The organism is Geminocystis sp. NIES-3709 (assembly GCF_001548115.1).
Classification (GTDB): Bacteria; Cyanobacteriota; Cyanobacteriia; order Cyanobacteriales; family Cyanobacteriaceae; genus Geminocystis.
The window spans coordinates 3,451,941-3,472,882 of record NZ_AP014821.1 but is presented as its reverse complement, the minus strand read 5'-3'; the positions used below and the strand labels follow the sequence as shown (position 1 = coordinate 3,472,882).

General features: G+C 33.3%; 17 protein-coding genes and 1 pseudogene. 10 read left to right on the top strand and 8 right to left on the bottom strand.

Annotated elements, in window-relative coordinates:
* The first annotated feature begins 82 nt into the window (after positions 1-82).
* Positions 83-301, top strand: a complete 219-nt coding sequence (locus GM3709_RS14740; RefSeq protein WP_066120766.1) for a hypothetical protein — start codon at positions 83-85, stop codon at positions 299-301.
* Positions 294-707: a putative toxin-antitoxin system toxin component, PIN family gene (locus tag GM3709_RS14735; protein ID WP_066120764.1), complete on the top strand. Its 414-nt coding sequence runs from the start codon at positions 294-296 to the stop codon at positions 705-707. The genes GM3709_RS14740 and GM3709_RS14735 overlap by 8 nt, the downstream gene beginning before the upstream one ends.
* 274 nt (positions 708-981) lie before the next feature.
* Here the strand turns inward: GM3709_RS14735 and GM3709_RS14730 are convergent, their stop codons facing one another.
* The 5 genes from GM3709_RS14730 to GM3709_RS14710 all read right to left on the bottom strand — a co-directional run bounded on the left by GM3709_RS14730 (position 982) and on the right by GM3709_RS14710 (position 6,031).
* Positions 982-2,160 carry a hypothetical protein gene (locus GM3709_RS14730; protein ID WP_066120762.1) on the bottom strand — a complete coding sequence of 393 codons (1,179 nt, stop codon included), beginning with the start codon at positions 2,158-2,160 and terminating at the stop codon, positions 982-984.
* A 72-nt stretch (positions 2,161-2,232) separates the two neighbouring features.
* Positions 2,233-3,393, bottom strand: a complete 1,161-nt coding sequence (locus GM3709_RS14725; RefSeq protein WP_066120760.1) for a pyridoxal phosphate-dependent aminotransferase — start codon at positions 3,391-3,393, stop codon at positions 2,233-2,235.
* 59 nt (positions 3,394-3,452) lie between these two features.
* Positions 3,453-4,262 (bottom strand): aldo/keto reductase, encoded by an 810-nt coding sequence (locus tag GM3709_RS19315; RefSeq protein WP_071828055.1) that lies wholly within the window; start codon positions 4,260-4,262, stop codon positions 3,453-3,455.
* A gap of 29 nt (positions 4,263-4,291) precedes the next feature.
* The gene (locus GM3709_RS14715; RefSeq protein WP_066120758.1) at positions 4,292-5,137 is read right to left on the bottom strand and encodes an SPFH domain-containing protein; all 846 of its coding nucleotides are present in this window, start codon (positions 5,135-5,137) and stop codon (positions 4,292-4,294) included.
* A gap of 369 nt (positions 5,138-5,506) precedes the next feature.
* A complete protein-coding gene (locus GM3709_RS14710) occupies positions 5,507-6,031 on the bottom strand; it encodes a GNAT family N-acetyltransferase (protein ID WP_066120756.1) in 525 nt (174 codons plus the stop codon).
* A 278-nt stretch (positions 6,032-6,309) separates the two neighbouring features.
* Here GM3709_RS14710 and thrB point away from each other — a divergent pair, with 278 nt between their 5' ends.
* Positions 6,310-7,233 (top strand): homoserine kinase, encoded by a 924-nt coding sequence (gene thrB / locus GM3709_RS14705; protein ID WP_066120754.1) that lies wholly within the window; start codon positions 6,310-6,312, stop codon positions 7,231-7,233.
* Between the two features lie 15 nt (positions 7,234-7,248).
* On the opposite strand, the gene recJ is transcribed toward thrB, so the two are convergent.
* Together recJ and GM3709_RS14695 are read right to left on the bottom strand one after the other, a co-directional pair.
* Positions 7,249-8,973 (bottom strand): single-stranded-DNA-specific exonuclease RecJ, encoded by a 1,725-nt coding sequence (gene recJ / locus GM3709_RS14700; protein WP_066120752.1) that lies wholly within the window; start codon positions 8,971-8,973, stop codon positions 7,249-7,251.
* Between the two features lie 379 nt (positions 8,974-9,352).
* A complete protein-coding gene (locus GM3709_RS14695; protein ID WP_066120750.1) occupies positions 9,353-10,450 on the bottom strand; it encodes a peptidylprolyl isomerase in 1,098 nt (365 codons plus the stop codon).
* 249 nt (positions 10,451-10,699) lie between these two features.
* On the opposite strand from GM3709_RS14695, the gene GM3709_RS14690 reads away from it, so the two are divergent.
* From GM3709_RS14690 to GM3709_RS20260, 5 genes and pseudogenes are all read left to right on the top strand, one after another.
* Positions 10,700-10,843, top strand: a complete 144-nt coding sequence (locus GM3709_RS14690) for a high light inducible protein (protein WP_066120748.1) — start codon at positions 10,700-10,702, stop codon at positions 10,841-10,843.
* A 152-nt stretch (positions 10,844-10,995) separates the two neighbouring features.
* Positions 10,996-12,150, top strand: a complete 1,155-nt coding sequence (locus GM3709_RS14685; protein WP_066120746.1) for a glycosyltransferase — start codon at positions 10,996-10,998, stop codon at positions 12,148-12,150.
* A 139-nt stretch (positions 12,151-12,289) separates the two neighbouring features.
* Positions 12,290-14,509, top strand: a complete 2,220-nt coding sequence (locus GM3709_RS14680) for an alpha/beta fold hydrolase (RefSeq protein ID WP_066120744.1) — start codon at positions 12,290-12,292, stop codon at positions 14,507-14,509.
* Positions 14,510-14,571: 62 nt separating this feature from the next.
* Positions 14,572-15,729 (top strand): annotated as a pseudogene (locus GM3709_RS19310) (IS630 family transposase).
* Between the two features lie 127 nt (positions 15,730-15,856).
* Positions 15,857-17,257 carry a calcium-binding protein gene (locus GM3709_RS20260; protein WP_197671842.1) on the top strand — a complete coding sequence of 467 codons (1,401 nt, stop codon included), beginning with the start codon at positions 15,857-15,859 and terminating at the stop codon, positions 17,255-17,257.
* A gap of 122 nt (positions 17,258-17,379) precedes the next feature.
* On the opposite strand, the gene GM3709_RS14660 is transcribed toward GM3709_RS20260, so the two are convergent.
* Positions 17,380-18,744, bottom strand: coding sequence for an NAD-dependent succinate-semialdehyde dehydrogenase (locus GM3709_RS14660; protein WP_066120740.1), 1,365 nt, complete (start codon positions 18,742-18,744; stop codon positions 17,380-17,382).
* 190 nt (positions 18,745-18,934) lie between these two features.
* Between GM3709_RS14660 and GM3709_RS14655 the strand changes: the two genes are divergently transcribed.
* Together GM3709_RS14655 and GM3709_RS14650 are read left to right on the top strand one after the other, a co-directional pair.
* Positions 18,935-20,134 carry a bifunctional 2-polyprenyl-6-hydroxyphenol methylase/3-demethylubiquinol 3-O-methyltransferase UbiG gene (locus tag GM3709_RS14655; RefSeq protein WP_066120738.1) on the top strand — a complete coding sequence of 400 codons (1,200 nt, stop codon included), beginning with the start codon at positions 18,935-18,937 and terminating at the stop codon, positions 20,132-20,134.
* A gap of 237 nt (positions 20,135-20,371) precedes the next feature.
* Complete coding sequence (locus GM3709_RS14650; RefSeq protein ID WP_066120736.1) at positions 20,372-20,932, top strand: Uma2 family endonuclease; 561 nt, start codon at positions 20,372-20,374, stop codon at positions 20,930-20,932.
* The last annotated feature ends 10 nt before the right edge of the window (positions 20,933-20,942 follow it).

The following is a 20,942-nucleotide window of genomic DNA, read 5'->3' as shown; positions in this document are numbered from 1 at the left end:
ATTAAAAACTATTCTGTTTTAAATAACAAAAAAAATTGCTAAGATACAATAAATATAAACTGGATTTAAAAAGGAGTAAAATATGGACACAATCACTATTCAGGTTGAGAAAGAAGTAGCTAAAGCCTATAAAAAAATAACACCGATTAAACGTCAGCAAATCGAAAACTTATTTAGTAATTGGTTAAAAGATATTATACAAGATCGATCGATCGATGAAATAATCGCAGATATGCAACAACAAGCGACAACTAATGGCTTAACCGAAGAAATTTTACAAGATATTTTGGAAAATGGCTAAATTGAGATTCATATTTGATACAAATATATTAGTAAGTGCTATTCTTATCCGCTTATCAAAACCAGATTATGCCTATAAAAAAGCACAAGAATTAGGACAAATATTGTTTTCGGATACAACTTTTGCAGAATTAAAAGAAATACTAAAACGTCCTAAATTTGATAAATATGTTTTGCCGGAAACCCGTATAGAATTTCTCAATAAACTAAAATTAGAATCGGAATCTATAAATATTATAGAAACAATTACTATTTGTCGAGATGTTAAAGACAATAAATTTTTAGAATTAGCAGTTAGTGGTAAAGCAGATTTTATTATTACTGGAGATAATGATTTATTAATTTTACATCCCTTTAGAAACATCGAAATTATCACAATAAATGAGTTTTTAAATAGGTTTAGTTAAATATCAAAATATAATTAAAATACGGATTATTATGATTAGTTTTCATCAATTAACGTTACTTTGAAAAATTTTTAATCAAAAACTCCTTGAAATTTCCTCAGATTCAGGCATTTACATCAACACCATAAAAATAGCTGAAACCCCTATTATCAAAGAAAGGGGAATCAATTTATGTAAACTTTTTAGTTAATAAGTACTAACACAAAATTAATTGTATAGAGGCAATGGGTTTAAACCATTATTACCATAGCTTTGAGAAACATAAAATGCACCATTAATTTTTTTCGACTTTGATTTCCTCTGGAGTAACTTCTTCAACTTTGATTTCCTCTGGAGTAACTTCTTCGACTTTGATTTCCTCTGGAGTAGCTTCTTCAACTTTGATTTCCTCTGGAGTAACTTCTTCGATTTTTATTTCCTCTGGAGTAACTTCTTCGATTTTTATTTCCTCTGGAGTAACTTCTTCGATTTTTATTTCCTCTGGAGTAACTTCTTCAACTTTTGTCTCCTCTGGAGTAACTTCTTCTTCTGTTATTGGATAATCTTTAATAGTAATAGCTTGGGCTTTGGTTAAACTAATCTTATTGGTAACTAATTTAGCTAAAGTATCTTTAACTTTCGGCTGAAAATCAATTACTCTTACTGTACTATTAAACGCATTTTTGATAACATTACCATTTTCATCAATAAATTCTAATTTAACCCAGTTTTGTCCTTTATTAAAACCAGTCAAATAAATCGGTTGCCATGTATCTAATAAAAAAGATTCCCCATTGATAGTTACTCGAATACGCCAATCAACAATTTCATCATTAGGGTTTTCTGTGGCGACTACATGGAGAGGGGTGTTAGTTAAATAAAAGTCTAACATAATCGGTTCAGCAGAATAGACTCCTTGAGGACGACTATAGGTAAGCAATGGTTGGTTTTGGGCGGGGTTATTGTCTTCGGTGGCAGTGAAAACATGAAAAGTAGTTTGGGCGTAAGCTCCTTCATTTTTGAAACTTTCATGCCAAGGACGAGAAGCAAAAACTCTGATAGTATGAGTACCGGGTGCTAAATCTGTTAATTCGATCGAGTTTGCTGTACTATAAATAGCCTGATAGGGTTTATCATCAACGAAAAAGTGTAAATGAGGACCCATTTGTAATTCCTCATTTTTAAATATATCTAATCCTTTCACTTCTAAGTCAACAGATACATTATTAGTATTTAAAACTTCATCATTTTGAGGACTAAGAATTTTTACCTGTGGTTGAGTTTGGGCAAAATTCTCGTTAAGTTGTTGAATTAGTAAGGGAGGGGCAACTTCTGCTATATTTTCTACATTGGGAATAGGGGGTTTAGAATCACTATTAAAAGCCTGTACACTCTCGATCGAATCATTACAACCTACTAAAATAACACTAAATATAATTATAGTTAGCCAAGATAATACTTTATTTTTTACCATAATACTTTTATTCTCGAAATTATTGAATCATAACTTGCTCTTATTATCTCAATAAATCATCTTTTTCTCACATTAATCGCTTTTAAGGGCTAGTTTCGATAAACCTTCAACTAATCTATTAATTCCGATTGATGCAGTTTCATAGTTTAATAAACCATAAGCAACCCTTAGACAACATTTATTCTCAACACCAAAAGTTGTACCCGGTATCACTGCTACTTGATAATTTTCTATTAATTTTTTTGTCAAATCAAAAGAGTTCATTTCAGTATTAATTTTCAGAAAAAAATAAAAAGCTCCATCCGAATTACTAACTTGACAAATATCACTAATTTCTTGTAGAGAATTTAACATTTTTTCTCTGACTTTATTAACGTCTGATAAATATTTTTGACAATAACTAATACCTATTTTTAATGCACCTAATGCGGCATATTGAGAAATAACTGGAGGACAAATTAAGATAGTATCTTGAACTTTTTTGATACCCATTTCTAAGTGTTTTGGAATTAGCATATACCCAATTCTCCAACTAGCAAAACCATAAGCTTTTGATAAGCTAAATAAGGAAATTGTATGATTATAACTATTAGGAAAAGAGGCAGGGGAATAATGTTTAACATCATTATAAGTAAAATATTCATAAGCCTCATCACTAATATGATAAATCCCTTTTTCTCGACAAATATTATTAATCTTTAATAAATCATTTTTAGAATAAACAACACCTGTGGGATTATTAGGGGAAATAGTAACAATAGCTTTAGTTTTTGGGGTGATAGCAGTTAAAATTTTATTAATATCTGGTTGATATTGTTCATCTGTTTCTACAATTATCGGTGTACAATTTGCTAATCTAATAGCCATTTCATGATTAAAATAATAGGGAGATAAAATAATTATTTCATCTTCAGGATTAGTGATAGCTAAAATTGCATTCATGAAAGCCATATTAGAACCTGCCGTAACAAAAATTGACGATCGATCGTCAACTAAAATATTATTATCTAACGCTAATTTTTGCTTTATTTGTGCTAATAAAAGTGGAATTCCTTGTACTGATTGATATAGATTATTTTGGGGATTGTGATGAAAATTATTTATGTGATGAAAGGCTTCAGCAGGAGGAGGATAAAAAACAACTCCTTGCCCCAATGAAATAGTCTCAGGATTATTTTTGATTAATTCATTGATGATAGGAATTACTGGTAATTGAATTGAATTAGTACGCATTTTTCAAATTTTAATTTGCTTGTTTTAGATTATGAAGATTAAAATATATTTTCTATTAACTATAACCATTGAGTTTCAAAACTATCATTCCCTTCACCATAAATTAAGTCACCGTATTTTTGCCATAAATCATATTCATCTTTATTCATATTCATATTATTAAATATTGCTAAATTTTCGTTTAATTCTTCTAATATTTTTGGGGAAGTTAAAGTTAAACTTATGGCAGAATTTTGTAAAACAAAACGATAACAATCTATTGCTTTTGGTGTTTTAAATTGACCATTAAAATCACCTTTTAAAAGTGAACCCCAACGAGTAGCAGTAAAACTTATTACAGGAATTTTATTAGCAATAGCAGTAGGAAATACTTGTTTTTCTGGTTGTCGATGTGCCATATTATAACGGTGCATTAATATATCAATATTACTATTTTCAAGAAACTTTACTGCTAAATCTCGATCGTGAGTAGTAATTCCAAAATAACGAATTAAACCTTGTTTTTTCCAATCATGTAATTGATTTAATAATTTTTCTACTTTTAACACATCATCTTGAAAAGAGATATATTCTAATAAAAAAACATCAATTATTTTTATATTTAACTGTTGACAAAAATTAATTCTATAGTTATCTAAATCTTGAATATTTCTCTGCTCACTACCCGTTGCAATTATTATTTCTTGACGATAATTTTGAGCTAATTTAGCACATTCATTAATCAAATGAGTAGAATCAAGGTTATAAAAAAAGAAGTAATTAATTCCTCCTTGATAAGCCTGAAAAATACATTGATAATCCATTTTAGTATTACTTCCCAAACCGAGAATACTTGCTTTTTTTCCCGATAACGTAGTAATTTGATTCATAATTAAATAGAGTAGTGAAACTGTTTAATTTACTTTTTAGTAGGGAAATTATCTGAATTAAAATAAATTTGAGCATTACTATTGTTAGCTAATTCTTTCAACATTTCCAATTCTTGTAACCTTAGTAATGCTGGATGATTACTATAAGCGATCGCCACGGATTCCAATTGTTTTAAACTATCAATAATGGCTTGAGTTTTAATCTGTTGAATTTCAGCTTCCTGAGTAGCGGTTTTTTGTTTAGATATAATTTCCGCCTCTGTTTGTAGTTGTCTTATTTCTTGTTGTGCTTGAGCTTCAATTTTCTTAACTTCAGCTTTGGTACGGGCTTCGACTAATTGTGCTTGGCTTAAACGCTCAGTAGCTAAAACCTTGTTCATAATTTCCTGCAAATTACCAGGGAAGATTAAATCTTTCACATCCGCTCTTAAAATGGAAATACCATAACGACTTGCCACTTCTTGAACATCTTGTAAAATATCTTCACTAAGTTGATTACGATTAGTTAAAATCTGCTCCAGAGACATAGAAGCTAAAGAGCGTCTCGCCGCTAATTGTACATCACTATAAAGACGATTTTCATAGTTTTCTACTTCATGAATGGCGGCACGGGCATCAACAACTCGAAATTGAACAATAATACTAACTCGAATGGCTACTTTATCAGCGGTTAAAATTTCTTGCCCCTTAATGGTTAAATCTCTTTCCCGAATATCGACTAGAGTTATTTCTATTTTGGGAGTACGCCAAATTCCCCAATTAATATGAGGAGGAATAACATATCTACCAGCGTTTAAAATTTTAACAAAAACACCATCTTTATAATAAATTCCCCTGTGAGTATCTTTGATAATAATTTCTTGTTGCCACTTCACAGTTTTTGCCTCTCACTATTTTTAGATAGCCTCGTAGTCAAACTGATATGGAGAACGAATATTCAGATAATTACAAGCTGAATCCTGTATGTGATAGGAGTAACCATGTTTATTCGCTCCTAGTAAACCGAGGCTATTTCCAATTATAATAAGTTGAGAAACAGTATTCCAAAGAAAGTTAGAAATAAATTTTTCCTCAGTGAAGTATAAAATTATTGGTGAAAACGAGGAATAGATAATAGTAAGTCGCAAACACATTTAGATTGTAAATGAGGCACACACAGGGCAGATTTATTTATCAGTAACAAAATTATATGGAGCTTAAATGCGTCTTAGCTTATTAATAAATTTATACACTACAGAATAATTTTAATCAGGATACAAAAACATACCTTTAATCCCTTCGGGATCTAATACAAAACCTAAGCGACGGTAAAACTCTATCACATGAGGATCGGCAAATAAGGTAACGTTACTAATATCATCAGCACGAAGTTTCTTAATCATATATTTCATAAAAATTTTGCCTAATCCCTTATTTTGAAAACGAGGGTGTATCACCACATCCCAAATAGTAGCGTTAAAGGCATGATCAGATGTAGCACGGGCAAAACCAATTAAAACAGTTCTCGCACCTCGTACTTCCCAAGCAGAAGCCACTAAATAGCTATTATCTAATGCTTTTCGGACTTTTCTTAACGGTCTTCTTGCCCATCCGACGGAGTCGCATAATTCTTCTAATTCGTACAAATCGATGTCTTGATTCGTACTAAAGTAAATTTTACTGCGACCAAAGATTTCAGGATCAAGTGTTACCCAATCCCTCCCGTAGTTTTTGTCGGAGAGATCATTCTCATTTTCAGTTTTTGTAAACAATTTCTGTAACCAAACCATGCCTTATATGGCTAATCTTCTTTACAAATGGTTTATTTATTTTACTCCTGAATGGTGCAGAATAAATCTTTTTCCACTTAGGCACTAAAAAATAATATCACAAATTGCTATAGATCTAATTTTTCTCAACATTCAATCGAACTCAGATAAATATATTATGTTTGTTATCCTTTTAAACAATATCCCAGAGATTCAGAAACCAGAAAACGTTATTTTTATTTTGCAAGAGATCGATCGATAATTGATAATTAATAATTGTGCTTTATGATAAATTGATTATGGATTCTTCTAATTCTATTTTGGTTCAAGTCCCGGCTACTACTGCTAATTTGGGTTCTGGTTTTGATTGTATTGGTACTGCGTTAAGTTTTTATAATGAGTTTGAGTTTTCGTTGGATGAGAATAAAACATCTTTTACCGTGGTAGGTGATGGGGCTGAAAAAATTAGTTTGAGTGAGGATAATTTACTCTATAAGTCTTTTCTGCATTTCTATCATCATACGGGTATAACTCCTCCTTATGTTGACATCAAAATTAAAATTAATGTACCTTTAGCAAGGGGTTTGGGTAGTTCCGCTACTGCGATCGTCGCTGGATTGTTAGCCGCTAATTACTACTCCACAAACAAGTTATCTTCATCAGAATTAATCGATTTAGCGATCGAACTAGAAGGACATCCAGATAATGTTGTACCTGCTTTTTTAGGTAATTGTATTTTATCTGTGGGAGAAAAAAATAACTGGCAATTTGTACCGATAAACTGTCATCAAGATATAAAATTCATCCTAGGAATACCCGATTTTGAACTCTCAACAGAATCCGCTAGGGCAGTTTTACCGAAACAATTAAGTTATCATGACGCTGTATATAATATTGCCCATTTGGGTTTATTGATTAAAGGTTTAGAAACAGGAAACGAAAATTGGTTAAAAGAAGCCTTAAAAGATAAATTACATCAACCTTACCGCAAAAGCCTCATCAAAGGTTATGACGACATTTATAAAGCAGTAATCAAAGCTGATGGTTATGGTATGGTGATTAGTGGTGCTGGCCCTACTTTATTAGCTTTATCTTCTAGTATCAACGCTGAAAAAGTTATGACGGGGATTAAAACAACATGGGGTGATTTGGGTGTTAATGCCGATGTTCGTTGTTTAGATTTAGACACAAAGGGTTCAACCTTAACAATTAACAATGACTAATGATCAATGACAAAATTAACTTTTTCTTACCCCTACAATGTCTAGTTGAATTGATTTATTCCCATTCCAATCATTTTCTTTAATTTTATAGGCTATATCGATCGTTGGTGGTAAAGGATAATACTGATTCCAACGCCAAGCGATCGCTTTTAATTCTATATCATCTTGTACAAATTTAAGTTGTAAATGTTCCCCTGTTTTTGTTAATTGTTGAGAAGATACTTTGACATTCAAACTAGAAAAAATAGGTTCATTATTTTCAATACCCCAAGGATATAAACTATCTATTTCTTTTAATAACTGAAAAGTAATATCTTTAAAACTAATTTCTGTATCTATTTTAATTAAAGGTTTTAAATATTCTGGTATTAAAGTTTGATGAGCAAATTCTCTTAAACGATCGTGAATTAAGGGCAAATTTTTAGTAGGAAAACCAAAACCCCCCGCCGCTTTATGTCCTCCATATTTACTTAATAAATCATCACAATATTGCAGTGCCGAAAAAATATTAAATTCCTCAATGCCTCTAGCTGAACCTCTTATTAATTCTGGATTGTCTTCCTCATAAGTACCGATAAAAACAGGTACTCCATATTTTTCTAATAAACGAGATGCAACTAATCCGATGATTCCATGATGCCAATTTTCATGAACAATTAATAAAAGTCGATCGTCTTGCCAATTTATCTGTTTTTCCTCAATTATTTTAATCGCTTCTTGCTCAATTTGTTTAGTTAAATTTTGACGAGTTTGATTCGATTGATTACATTGCATTGCCCTTGTGATAGCTACTTTTTCATCATCGGTAGTCAGTAATTCTATAACAATTTGTGGATCATCTAGTCTTCCTATCGTATTAATTCTTGGCCCGATTTTAAAACCTATATCATCAGAATTTAATTGTTTTTTTTTGCCGTCAACTTCAGCCAAAGTAATTAAAGATTTGATACCTAAAATATCTGATTTTGATAATAATTTCAGTCCTCTTTTTAACCAACGGCGATTCACCCCCGTTAAGGGTGCCATATCAGCGATCGTGCCTACGGTATATAATTCTAAAAGAGGTTTGGTCAATCCTTGTAATTTGTTCAAATTTTGGGCAAGGGTGACAGCTAAAACATAGGCAACTCCTACCCCGGCTAAACCATAATAAGGGGAAGTTTTTGGTAATAATTTCGGGTTCAAAATGGCATCGGCGGGAGGTAATTTTAATGGTAAATCGTGATGATCAGTAATAATTACTTGTAATCCTAATTCTTTAGCTCTTGCGATCGCATCATAGGCAGAAATACCGTTATCAACGGTTAAAACTAAACTCACTCCTTCTTCTTTAAATTCCTCTACAATACGTTTATTGATACCATAGCCATCTTTCATCCGACTAGGAATAGCATAGTCAACTTTTGCCCCCAAATGCCTTAAACCTCTCAATAATAAGGCGGTGCTTGTCATGCCATCAGCATCATAGTCTCCACAAATAGCTATTTTTTGCTTAGACTCGATCGTATTTTTGAGAATTTCGATACTTTTAGGTAAATCAGGAAATTCTGTGAGAGGAGAAGGTAAATTAATAATTTCAGGATTAACATAACTTTGTACATCATCGACATTAACCATGCCACGGTTGATAATAACCTGAGCAACAATAGAAGATAACCCCAATCTCTCAACTAACTGATTAACTAAAGTGGGATTTTGAGAATAAAATTTCCAACGTTGACAAGGTAAGTTATATTCCATGATTTTATCGTAATTTCAAATAAGAATGAGACATTGTCAAATCCTGTTAGTGTTACTAAATCGACATTTCAGGTTAACAAACCGTCTCAAAGTTAACTGAAATGACTATATTAAGTATTTCTCCTCTCTCCTGATTCTTAATTACGGGGTGGTGAATGAATCAGAAAACTATAAAAATCAAGGATTTAGGCATATTACACTAACAAAAAAGTGTGCAATTTTAACAATTTTAGTCAAAAACTCAGCATTTTTGACCCTATTTTTTGAAATCTCTTTGTGCACTACATACAGATAATCTCAAAACCTTAATTTTTCATTATTTAACCTAATACCCAATACCTAATACCTATTCCTCATCAAAAGACTTTTTGAGTAACCCCTAATTAGTTTTGAGGTTTTCTTGTCCTTCAATAACTTGCATAGAAATAATTTTATCTTCTGCGGTTAGTTTATCTAATACCTCTGCACCTTCTGTTACATAGCCAAAAACAGCAAATCTACCATCCATCAGATTATATCCGGGAGGTGTTACTTCATTGTCAAATTTGAAGAAGAAAAACTGAGATGAACCACCATTAGGATCAGTTGTAGGACGAGCTAAAGCGACTGCTCCATAAGCGTTAAAAGGTAACACAGGCTGAGCTAAATACAATCCTAAATCTTCTGTCGTTAAACCATAAATGGGTTCAGATTCTCCTTTTACTAATACTTCAAAAGGTATTGCTCTATATTCTTGAGTTGTAGGATCGATAAATCCTTCTTCTTCGCCAATAGGATCACCTGTTTGAATTACATAAAAATCTTCAGCCCGAGAAAAAGGTAAACCATCATAAAATTTCCGTTGCACTAAGTCAATAAAGTTTCCACCTGTGACGGGAGCACTATAGCCATCCACAACAATAACTAAATTGCCTTGAGAGGTTTGTACTTCGACTTTTGCTCGACCTAATAACTGAGGTAGGTTAGCATATTCTTCAGGTACAGTAAAAGGAAATCCTGTAACCATATCCTGCTCTAACTCAGTAATATTATCTAAAATTTCAGCTCTGATAGAATAAATTTGTTCTCTATCTTCTTTTTCAATTAATTCCTGAAGTTTTGCCACATCTTCCGTCATTGCAGAAACTAATTCTTTTGCTCTTGGTTGCAATTCTTCTGGTACGCTGGTAACAAGATCATTTTGGTGTAAGTTTAGTAAAAAACCTGCATTTTTAACTCTTTTAGCTACTAAAGGCCAACGTTTTGCTCTTAAATCTTTGGCAATTTTCTCAATATCCCCCTGAATTTGACGGACAATATCATTATCGATCGGTAAAGCATAGCGTAAAATTGCATTAGGATCAGTAATCGCATCTCCTTGAGCTAATACAGCATGAGCATTTTGTAAACCTAATGGGTTAAATGCGATCGAGATGATAAAAATAGAAATTGTGGTAATAGCTATTTTAACTATCTTTTTCCACGGAGTAAGTTTCATATATAATCAGTTTTTTAAAAATTTTTCACCTTCAATTATTTCATAAATAGGCAATGGCAAGGGAGAAACTTATATTCAGAGTTTAGATTTTAAAGTAATCTTTTTAATACTTAAATAACGCTAATATAACCAATCCTCAATAATTTTGATCAAAATGTAAAGTTTTATTGTCAACTTTGAAAACTTATGTTAAATTAGATTTATATTGTTTGACACCAATGCAATTTTAATATATAGGAGACACAAGTCATGGAAAACAAAGAAACTAAAGTAGGATTCACTGCTTTTGCTGAAAACTGGAACGGTCGTTTAGCAATGTTAGGATTTTTAATTGGTATTGCTACCGAATTATTGACTGGTAAAGGTATTTTGGCTCAATTAGGTTTAATGTAATTACCTAATTATCTTCTGAATATTTTGGGTTAACTTAATTTAATTTAACCTGACAACGGGGGGACGATCGTCCCCTTATTTTTTTATGCAAAATTACCATTTAAACGTAAAATAGAAACCGATAGTTACAGATGATTTTAACCTGACCAGTTATGTTATTTTTTTTACTAAGTTTATCATTCATAATTTGGGTTTATTTAATTTTAGCAAGAGGCGATTTTTGGTTGTGTAATCAAAATTTAGAAGAATTATCCTTAGATATTTATCCTTCTGTTACTGTAATTATACCTGCAAGAAATGAAGCTGAAAATATCTCTAATAGTCTTAATTCTTTATTAAATCAAAATTATCAAGGAAATCTAAATATTATTTTAGTTGATGATCAGAGTGAAGATAATACTGGTGAAATAGCGCAAAAAACTGCTACAAATAATAACAAAGAAGATCAATTAACTATTATTAAAGGACAACCATTACCTTTAGGATGGAGTGGGAAATTATGGGCAATGTCTCAAGGAATTACTTGGGCAAAACAGCACTTTAACACTAATTATTTTTTATTTACTGATGCAGATATAAAACACTCTACAAATAATATCAGTAAATTATTAGCGAAAGCAGAAAAAGATAATCTTGATTTAGTGTCTTTAATGGTTAAATTACGCTGTGAAAGTTTTTGGGAAAAACTATTAATTCCAGCTTTTATTTTCTTCTTTCAAAAATTATATCCTTTTCCCCTTGTCAACAATTCTACAAAAAAAGTGGCGGCGGCGGCAGGGGGGTGTATCTTGATTCGAGAATCGGCTTTGACAAGAATTGGGGGTATAGAGGCGTTAAAAGAGGCTTTGATTGATGATTGTACTTTAGCCAAATTAGTGAAGGAAACCTTACCTCCTAATCGCAGTATTTGGTTAGGGTTGAGTGATACAACTATTAGTTTAAGAAGTTATGACACTCTAACACCAATTTGGAATATGGTAGCGCGTACTGCTTTTACTCAATTAAACTATTCTGGTTTTTTGTTAATAGGTACAATTTTAGCTATGACTATTACTTATTTTACTGTTCCGATCGCTGTTTTAACAGGTCTGATGACTGCTCAGTTATCTTTAATTATTATGGGAGTAATAATTCTCTTAATGATGGCTTTAACTTATTATCCTACTATAAAACTTTATCAATTGCCCTTTTTCTATTGTTTTCTTTTGCCTATTATTGCATTATTATACAGTTTCATGACGATCGACTCTGCTTTGAGATACTGGCAAGGAAAAGGTGGACAATGGAAAGGGAGAGTTTATCAATAATAGCTGATCAAATTTTATTCACCAAAAATAGAAAAATGTTACGATTTCGTGACCCTTACCCTTCCGGGTAATCCGATCGATCGAAAAGGTGTTAGATTTATGTATGTAAATATTTATAAAATATATTTATCTCCTCGCCATGACCAAACTCACCCAAGCCCTTACCGAAGCCCAAAACCTCCTCCTAAACGCCTCCCTTAACCCCGAACTCCCCACCATCCTCACCACCGCTTTTGGAGAAAACTACAACCCCACCGAAGCCCATAACATCTTTTCCCGATGGCGTAACCAAGACTTCAGCAACCTCCCTCAAATCCAAATCCTCCCCTCAACCATTCTCAACAACGCTCAAGGAGCTTATAGCGCCACTAGCAACACCATTTATTTATCATCCACCCTCCTAGAGCAACAATCTTTCCTAGCTATTCGCAACGTACTGCTAGAAGAAATCGGACACTTCATCGATGCACAGATTAACTCTATAGACACCCCCGGAGACGAAGGGGCGATCTTTTCCGCTTTAGTGCAAGGTAAAACATTAACAGAGGATGAACTATCAAAACTTAGAGCGGAAGAGGACACCGCTATTATCTACATTGACGGGGAAGCCATAGAAATCGAACAAAGCATCAACGTGATTGGACAATGGGGGGAAGAACAGGCGGGCGCATTTTCCACAGTCAAGGTAATTGGAAATTATGCGTATATTGCTAACAATGGACTTCTCATTTTAGATATTTCTGATCCTAATCAACCCATTGTAATTAGTAACACTGGGACAACCTCCTCTGTTTTTGATGTAGAAGTGGTGGGCGATCGGGCTTTTGTTACCAATTATGGTTATGATGGTGGTTTAGTGATATTAAACATAGCTAATCCCTCAGCACCCACAATCTTGGGTAGCTACAATACTGGGTATGTTTTGGATGTAGAAGTGTTGGGCGATCTAGCTTTTGTGATTGACCGGGATGCTTTAGTGATATTAAACATAGCTGATCCCTCACCACCGACTAGGTTGGGTAGCTATTTTGGGAGAGCTCATGATGTAGAAGTGGTAGGCGATCGGGCTTTTGTGGCTGGCCGAGATGGTTTAGTGATATTAGACATAGCTAATCCCTCTGCACCCACAATCTTGGGTAGCTACGATACTGGGTATGCTTTTTTGGATGTGAAAGTGGTGGACGATCAGGCTTTTGTTGCCACTGGGTATGGTGATTTAGTGATATTAGACATAGCTAATCCCTCAGCACCCACAATCTTGGGTAGTTACAATACTCCTGGGTATGCTATGGATGTAGAAGTGGTGGGCGATCGGGCTTTTGTTACCAATTATACTTATGATGGTGGTTTAGTGATATTAGATATAGCTAATCCCTCTGCACCCACTCCGTTGGGTAGCTATTCTGGGTATTCTGGAAATGCTTATGATGTAGATGTGGTGGGAGATCGGGCTTTTCTTTCTGGTTCTGGTGGTTTGGTCATCTTAGACGTGAGTGATTATCTTACTCCTATTAATATTGAAACTTCCTTTACTGTAACAGGAGGCGATCCAAACTCTCCTAATCACGAAAAGATCGAAGATCCCTTTTTCAGAGATGCTAATTTTAAGATTGTTTCTACTTCTGATGAGCAGTTAAAAAAATCCTATCCAGCAGGTAAAAATGTTTGGCTTGTCTTTCATGGTTGGAATGGAAATTTTGGACAATTTATAGAGTTAGGTCAAACTATAGCCAGAGCTAAACCGAATGATATTGTATTGGCTTTAGATTGGACAGAAATAGCCCATACAGCTAATAAAGGCAATGATACAGTTGCTTTGAGACTGGGTGAAAACTTTATTGCCGCTAGTTGGATTCGTCCCCTCGCTGAACAGATCCAAGAAACCCTGAAAAATTGGGGTTTAACTGATGCTACAAAACTTAATTTAGTGGGTCATAGTTTAGGAACTTTAGTTAGTTCTGAATTGGCTTCCTTATATAAGGAGGAAAACCCTGATCCTAACTCTATGGTAAAAAGTATCACCGCATTAGATCCCCCATCAGAAGTTAATAAAATAAATTTCCCAGACTTTTTAGGATATGATTTGGATTTCGATAATGATGGTTATAATGATGAAAACGATCGACCAAAACCATTCAAGGATGTAGCTCAATTTTCGAGGGCTTTTGTAGGTGATCCCAGTATTGCAGGAAATGAAGAATTTGCCAGTTGGGCAGACGAATCATTTTTAGTTAATTTCAATCAATTAACCGATGGAGGTGGGGCGCATGGTTGGGTTGTTGATGTGTTTCAAAGTTTAATTGATCCCAGTAAACATGACTTTAAATTTGTCAATAACCTTTTCACTTTAGACGATTAAGCTAAGACGCATTGATTTGGTATATAATTTAAGTCAGAAAAGATAAAACTTAGGTGTGATTTATGCCTTCTAAAAATTTTTTGTCAGAGGAAGAAAGAAAGTATCTACAAGATGCTTTAAAAATAGAAAAGAGATCGGAAGTCAGGGAAAGAATTTTAATATTTTTATTAGAGAATGATGGTAAAAATTATCAAGAAATAGCAGTTTTTTTGGGTTGTTCCCCCAAAACGGTGGCTTACTGGGCAGTTCATGGTAATCCTAATAATGTAGATTCATTGCAAGATAAAAGAAGAAAAGGAAACCAAACAAAAGCAACGGATAAATATATTGAAAGATTATTAGAAGTAGTTGATAAAAATCCTGAAGATTTTGGATATGATTTTGGTCGATGGACGGGGCAAAGATTATCAGAACATTTGGAAAAAGAAACAGGAATTAAATTAAGCAAATCACAAGTAGTGAGGATATTAAAAAGAAAAAAGTATAGTTATATTTGGGGAAAATATAGTTTAGAAGACAAACAAAATCAAGAACAAAGAAAAGCATTTAAAGAAAAATTAGAACATTACATAGAAATAGGTAAAGAGAATCCTGAGTTAGTTCAAGTATGGTTTTGGGATGGGGCGTTTAAAGTGGCGAACTAAATTCGCCACACAGCCCCTCATGAATGTGGTTTTAGTTTAAGGGTGATAAGAAGAAAAACATGGACGAAAAAAGGAAAAAGAAAAAAGGTGAAGGGAGAAAGAAGAAGAGGAAGAGTAAATATCATGGGAGGAATAAGATATTCGGATAAAAAAAGAAGATGTTTTGTAATAAAAAAAGGTGATTCAGAAACGTTTTGTGAACAATTAAAAAAGTTATGGGAAGAAATAAAAAATGAATGGGTAAGTAAGGGAAATGATGAAAAAGATTTTAAAGAATGTGGTCCGAAAATAATCATAATATTAGACAACGCAAGTTTCCATAAAAAAAAGGAAATAGTAGAAAAAATAGAAAAAAATCTACCGAATATAAGACTAGAATATTTACCGGTATATAGTCCAGATTATAACTTAATAGAATTAGTGTGGCATTCGGCAAAGGAATATATAGCTTATAGAAACTTTGAAAATAAAGAACAGCTAGAAAAAACAGTAAATTACTTATTAAATGAAGGAGGTTTAGTAATTAATTGGAGTAAAAAATTTAAGAATAAGGGTGAATTAATCAATGTAAGTTAAATGCGTCTTAGCTTATCAACCCCATAGTAACTTTTCACCAAATAAATTTAAGAGTAAACATGAAGGGCGACTTTCTTATAATAAACCAGCCGAAGGGGGTGCTAAAGAGGAAAAACCGAATTACTTTTTGTTCGTAGAAAACGATCGTTTAATGGTATATGGAACGAATAAAGCAGACAACATCAATGCCAGTAAGTTAAAAAATGGTTTTGTTAGTTATAGTAATTCCAATCTGACAATTATTAGTGGTGATGGTAACGATACTTTAACGGGGGGAGATAACAACGACACTCTCATTGGTGGTACGGGAAATGACACCTTTTATGTGGATAGTACAGGTAATCGAATCCTTGAAAATCTCACAGAGGGTACAGATACAGTTCGATCGACTATTGCTTACACTTTAGGCACAAATGTCGAAAATTTAGTGTTAGAAGGCACAGGAAATCTCAACGGCACAGGAAACATCCTCAATAATAGTCTCACGGGGAATAACTTTAATAACCTTCTCAATGGTGGTACTGGAAATGATACCCTTAATGGACGTGGTGGGAATGATACTCTCACTGGTGGTATTGGCAACGATTCCATGATTGGTGGAACAGGAAATGATACTTTCTATGTGGACAGTTCAGGCGATCGAATCCTTGAAAATAGTAACGAGGGTACAGATACAGTTCGATCGACTATTGCTTACACTTTAGGCACAAATGTCGAAAATTTAGTGTTAGAAGGCACAGGAAATCTCAACGGCACAGGAAACACCCTCAATAATAGTCTCACGGGGAATAACTTTAATAACCTTCTCAATGGTAGTACTGGAAATGATACCCTTAATGGACGTGGTGGTAATGATACTCTCACTGGTGGTATTGGCAACGATTCCATGATTGGTGGAACAGGAAATGATACTTTCTATGTGGACAGTTCAGGCGATCGAATCCTTGAAAATCTCACAGAGGGTACAGATACAGTTCGATCGACTATTAACTACAGTCTGGGAACAAATGTCGAAAATCTAGTGTTAGAAGGAACAACAAATATCAACGGTACTGGTAACACCCTCAATAATAGTATTACTGGGAATAATCTTGACAACCATCTCACTGGTGGTAGTGGAAATGATACGTTAAATGGACGTGGTGGTAATGACACTCTCACTGGTGGATTAGGAAATGATAGTCTTATCGGTGGTACTGGGGATGACTTTTTCCGTTTTACTACCGTTAATGAGGGAATCGATGCCGAAGGCACGCTGCGCGCCCGTATTACTGACTTTAATCTTAGTGATGATACTATTTTGATTCGTCGTAATGGTTTTAGCGGTGGTTTATCCTTGGGTACTTTACCAGTAAATCAATTCCATATTGGTTCATCGGCTACCACATCTGCTCATCGTTTCATCTATAACTCTAGTAATGGTGCATTCTTTTTTGATGTAGATGGAAATGGTGCAACAGGGGCAGTGCAATTTGCCTCTTTGAATACTGGATTGGCTTTGACTAATGGTGATATTGTCGTAATTTAGTAACTTTTATAGAACCCATTTGGTATCTTTTTCTAAAATGATTACTCAGTATTCGTTTGTGTAAAAAACTTTTTCTTCCTAAGATATAACTGTAAATATCAAATGGGCTGTATAGATTTTGATTATTTTTGCCAAACAGTCTTAATATTTACAAATTCGTGCATTCCTTCCATACTTAATTCTCTACCATAACCTGAACTTTTTGTGCCACCAAATGGTAAACGAGGATCGGATTTTACTAATCCATTGATAAATAATGCTCCCACTTCTATATCCCTGACGGCTATTTTAATATTTTCTTCGTTTTTTGTCCATATTGATGCACCTAAGCCAAAAATAGTTGAATTAGCTAACTCGATCGCTTCTTGAAGGTTATTTACTCTAAATAATAACGCTACAGGCCCAAAAAATTCCTCAATCATGCCAGGGGAATTAACAGGAATATTCGTCAAAATTGTGGGGGGATAAAAATTACCTTTATTTTCTATGGTTTGTCCACCAATTAAAACTTTACCACCCATTTCGATCGTTTTACTGACTTGATGAGTAATATCTTTGAGAATGTTTGGGGTTGCTAAAGGGCCTATATCCGTGTTAGGTTCAAGAGGATCACCAAGAATGAGATTGTGATATTTTTCTACTAATAATTTTTCAAATTCATCAGCGATCGAGTTGTGTAAAATAAATCTTTTAGCGGCGATGCAAGTTTGACCATTATTCAACATTCTAGCAGTAACGGCGACTTCTGTGGCCTCCTCGATATTAGCATCATCTAAAACGATAAAAGGATCACTACCACCTAATTCTAATACAGATTTCTTTAATTCTTGACCGGCGATAGAAGCCACACTTTTTCCTGCTAATTCGCTACCGGTAAGAGTGACTGCTTTGACTCGACTATCCCTTAACACCTTTTCAACTTGAGGGGATTCTATTAATAAAGTTTGGAAAACACCTTCAGGAAAACCAGCCGATAATAACACAGATTCGATCGCTAAAGCACATTGAGGCACATTAGAAGCGTGTTTAAGCAATCCCACATTACCAGCCATCAAAGCGGGAGAAAGGAAACGAAATACTTGCCAAAAGGGAAAATTCCAAGGCATTACGGCTAAAATAGCTCCTAAAGGTTGATAAGTAACGAAACTTTCACTAGCATCAGTGTCAATATATTTGGGAGTTAGGAATTTTTGGGCATTTTCTGCATAAAAACGACAAACTACTGCACATTTATTAATTTCAGCTACGGCTTGTTTAATGGGTTTACCCATTTCTATCGTCATTAACTTGGCATATTTTTCTCTATTTACTTCCAATATTTCTGCTGTTTTGAGTAATCTTTCTCCCCGAAATTCTAAAGATGTAAGACGATAGTCTTGAAATGTGGAGACGGCTAAAGCCAATTTTTGATTAATTTCTTCACTGGTTAAAGGTGTAAAAATTTGTAGGGTTTCTCCATTGAAGGGGTTAATAGTGGCGATCGTCATATCTATTTCTGGTTTAATGATAGTAACTAACTCTATTGTAAGTTTGTTATCTTGGTCGATCGGTGTTTCTTAATAACTTGCAATATTTTAATGACTATCTTAGAATCGTTGATTTGATGAAGTGAGTATCAATATTATCATTTACGATCGATAATAAATAATTGATCAATAATGATATGAATAAAATAAAATGTCCGAAGTTAGAAAAGCCGTTCAAAAACTTTATAACACATATCCTTTTCCTCCAGATCCTTTATTAGATGAACCACCTCCGGGATATAATTGGCGTTGGCACTATCAATCAGCTTATAGCTTTTGTACTGGAATAAAACCCTCACAAGAAAAAATCCGTATTTTGGATGCTGGTTGTGGTACAGGATCTGGTACTGAATATTTAGTACTTCATAATCCTTACGCTGATATAACTGCCATCGATATAAGTGAAAATGCTTTAGCTACTGCACAAAAACGACTAGAAAAATCAGGGGTATTAAATAATTTTCAAGGTACAATCACCTTTAAACAACTTCCCCTTGAATCCGTTGATAATTTAGAGGGTACTTTTGATTTAATTAATTGTGTTGGTGTATTACATCATTTACCAGAACCAGAAACAGGTATTAAAGCCTTAGCTAAGAAGTTAGCATTAGGTGGAATTATGCACATTTTCGTCTATGGGGAGTTGGGTAGATGGGAAATTCAATTAATGCAAAAAGCAATTGCACTTCTACAAGGTGACAAACGAGGAGATTATGTAGATGGGGTAAAAGTTGGTAGGGAAATTTTTGCCACACTACCGGAAAACAATCGTTTAGTAACAAAAGAAAAACAACGTTGGCAATGGGAAAATCAAAGAGATGAATGTTTTGCAGATATGTACGTCCATCCCCAAGAAGTTGACTATAATATTGATACTTTATTCGAATTTATCAATAGTTCTGGTTTAGAATTTGTTGGTTTTTCCAATCCTGATACATGGCAATTAGAAAGATTAATCGGCAAAAATCCAGACTTAATCAGTCGAGCAAAAAATTTAACACCTCAACAACGTTATCGTTTAATTGAAGTACTTGATCCCGATAATATCACCCATTATGAGTTTTTCTTAACAAAACCTCCTTTAATTAGACATAATTGGGAAGATAATGATTTACTAAATCAAGGAAAACCTGAACTTAATCCCTGTATTTTTGGATGGGAAAGCAAAAGTTTATTAGATTATCAATTTCAACCGATAACTATTGATGATGAGGAGTTTGCGTTTATGCAATATTGTGCTAAAAATCCGATTCAAAGTTTAACAGTAAAAGATATTCTTACTCAGGTTAATTTTAGTCTCGATCAAGTTCGATCGTTAATCAAAAAACAGTTAATTATGATCAGTATTTAGAGTTTATTAAAATAGTTTTTTGATCAAAATAGGTGTAGAGTATAGTAAAATTAATAGTATTATATCTATATCTCTACTTTAGATTAAATTAGAAGAAAATTAATCAAAAAAGACTTAAAAAAAATAGAGAGAAAATAATAATAATCACAAATTTCATTCTCTCTCTACCATAAATATCTAAAACTGGCTTTGAAAAATTTGCTATATTAAAGAAAAACTTTGATGAAATAAACAGATATGAAGGCATTAAGATTCCCTACTCTAAAATTTTCTACTGAAGATTATCACCAAATGATCCATTTTGGTATTTTAAAAGAAGATTACTTTATTGAGTTAATTAAAGGAGAAATATTTGAAATGTCACCAGTAGGATTTAAACACGCTTCTTGTGTTAACAAATTAAATCAATTATTAAGTATAAAATTGGGAGAGCAAGTAATTATAAGTGTTCAAAATCCAATAAAATTAAATAATAATTCTGAGCCACAACCTGATCTAGTTTTACTCAAACCGAGGGAAGATTTTTACGCTTTTAACCATCCCAATCCTGATGATATTTTTTTATTAATAGAAGTAGCGGATACCAGTATTGATTACGATCGAAATATTAAATTACCTCTTTATGCTGAAAGTAAAATTCAAGAAGTATGGTTAATTGACTTAAATCAAAACTTTTTAGAAATATATCAAAATCCTCAGAAAAATTATTATCAAAATATACAAAAACTTTCCCCTGAAAATACTGTTAACTTGAATAATCCTACTGAAATAAAAATTGATCTTCAAAAATTATTTTAATTTTAAAGGA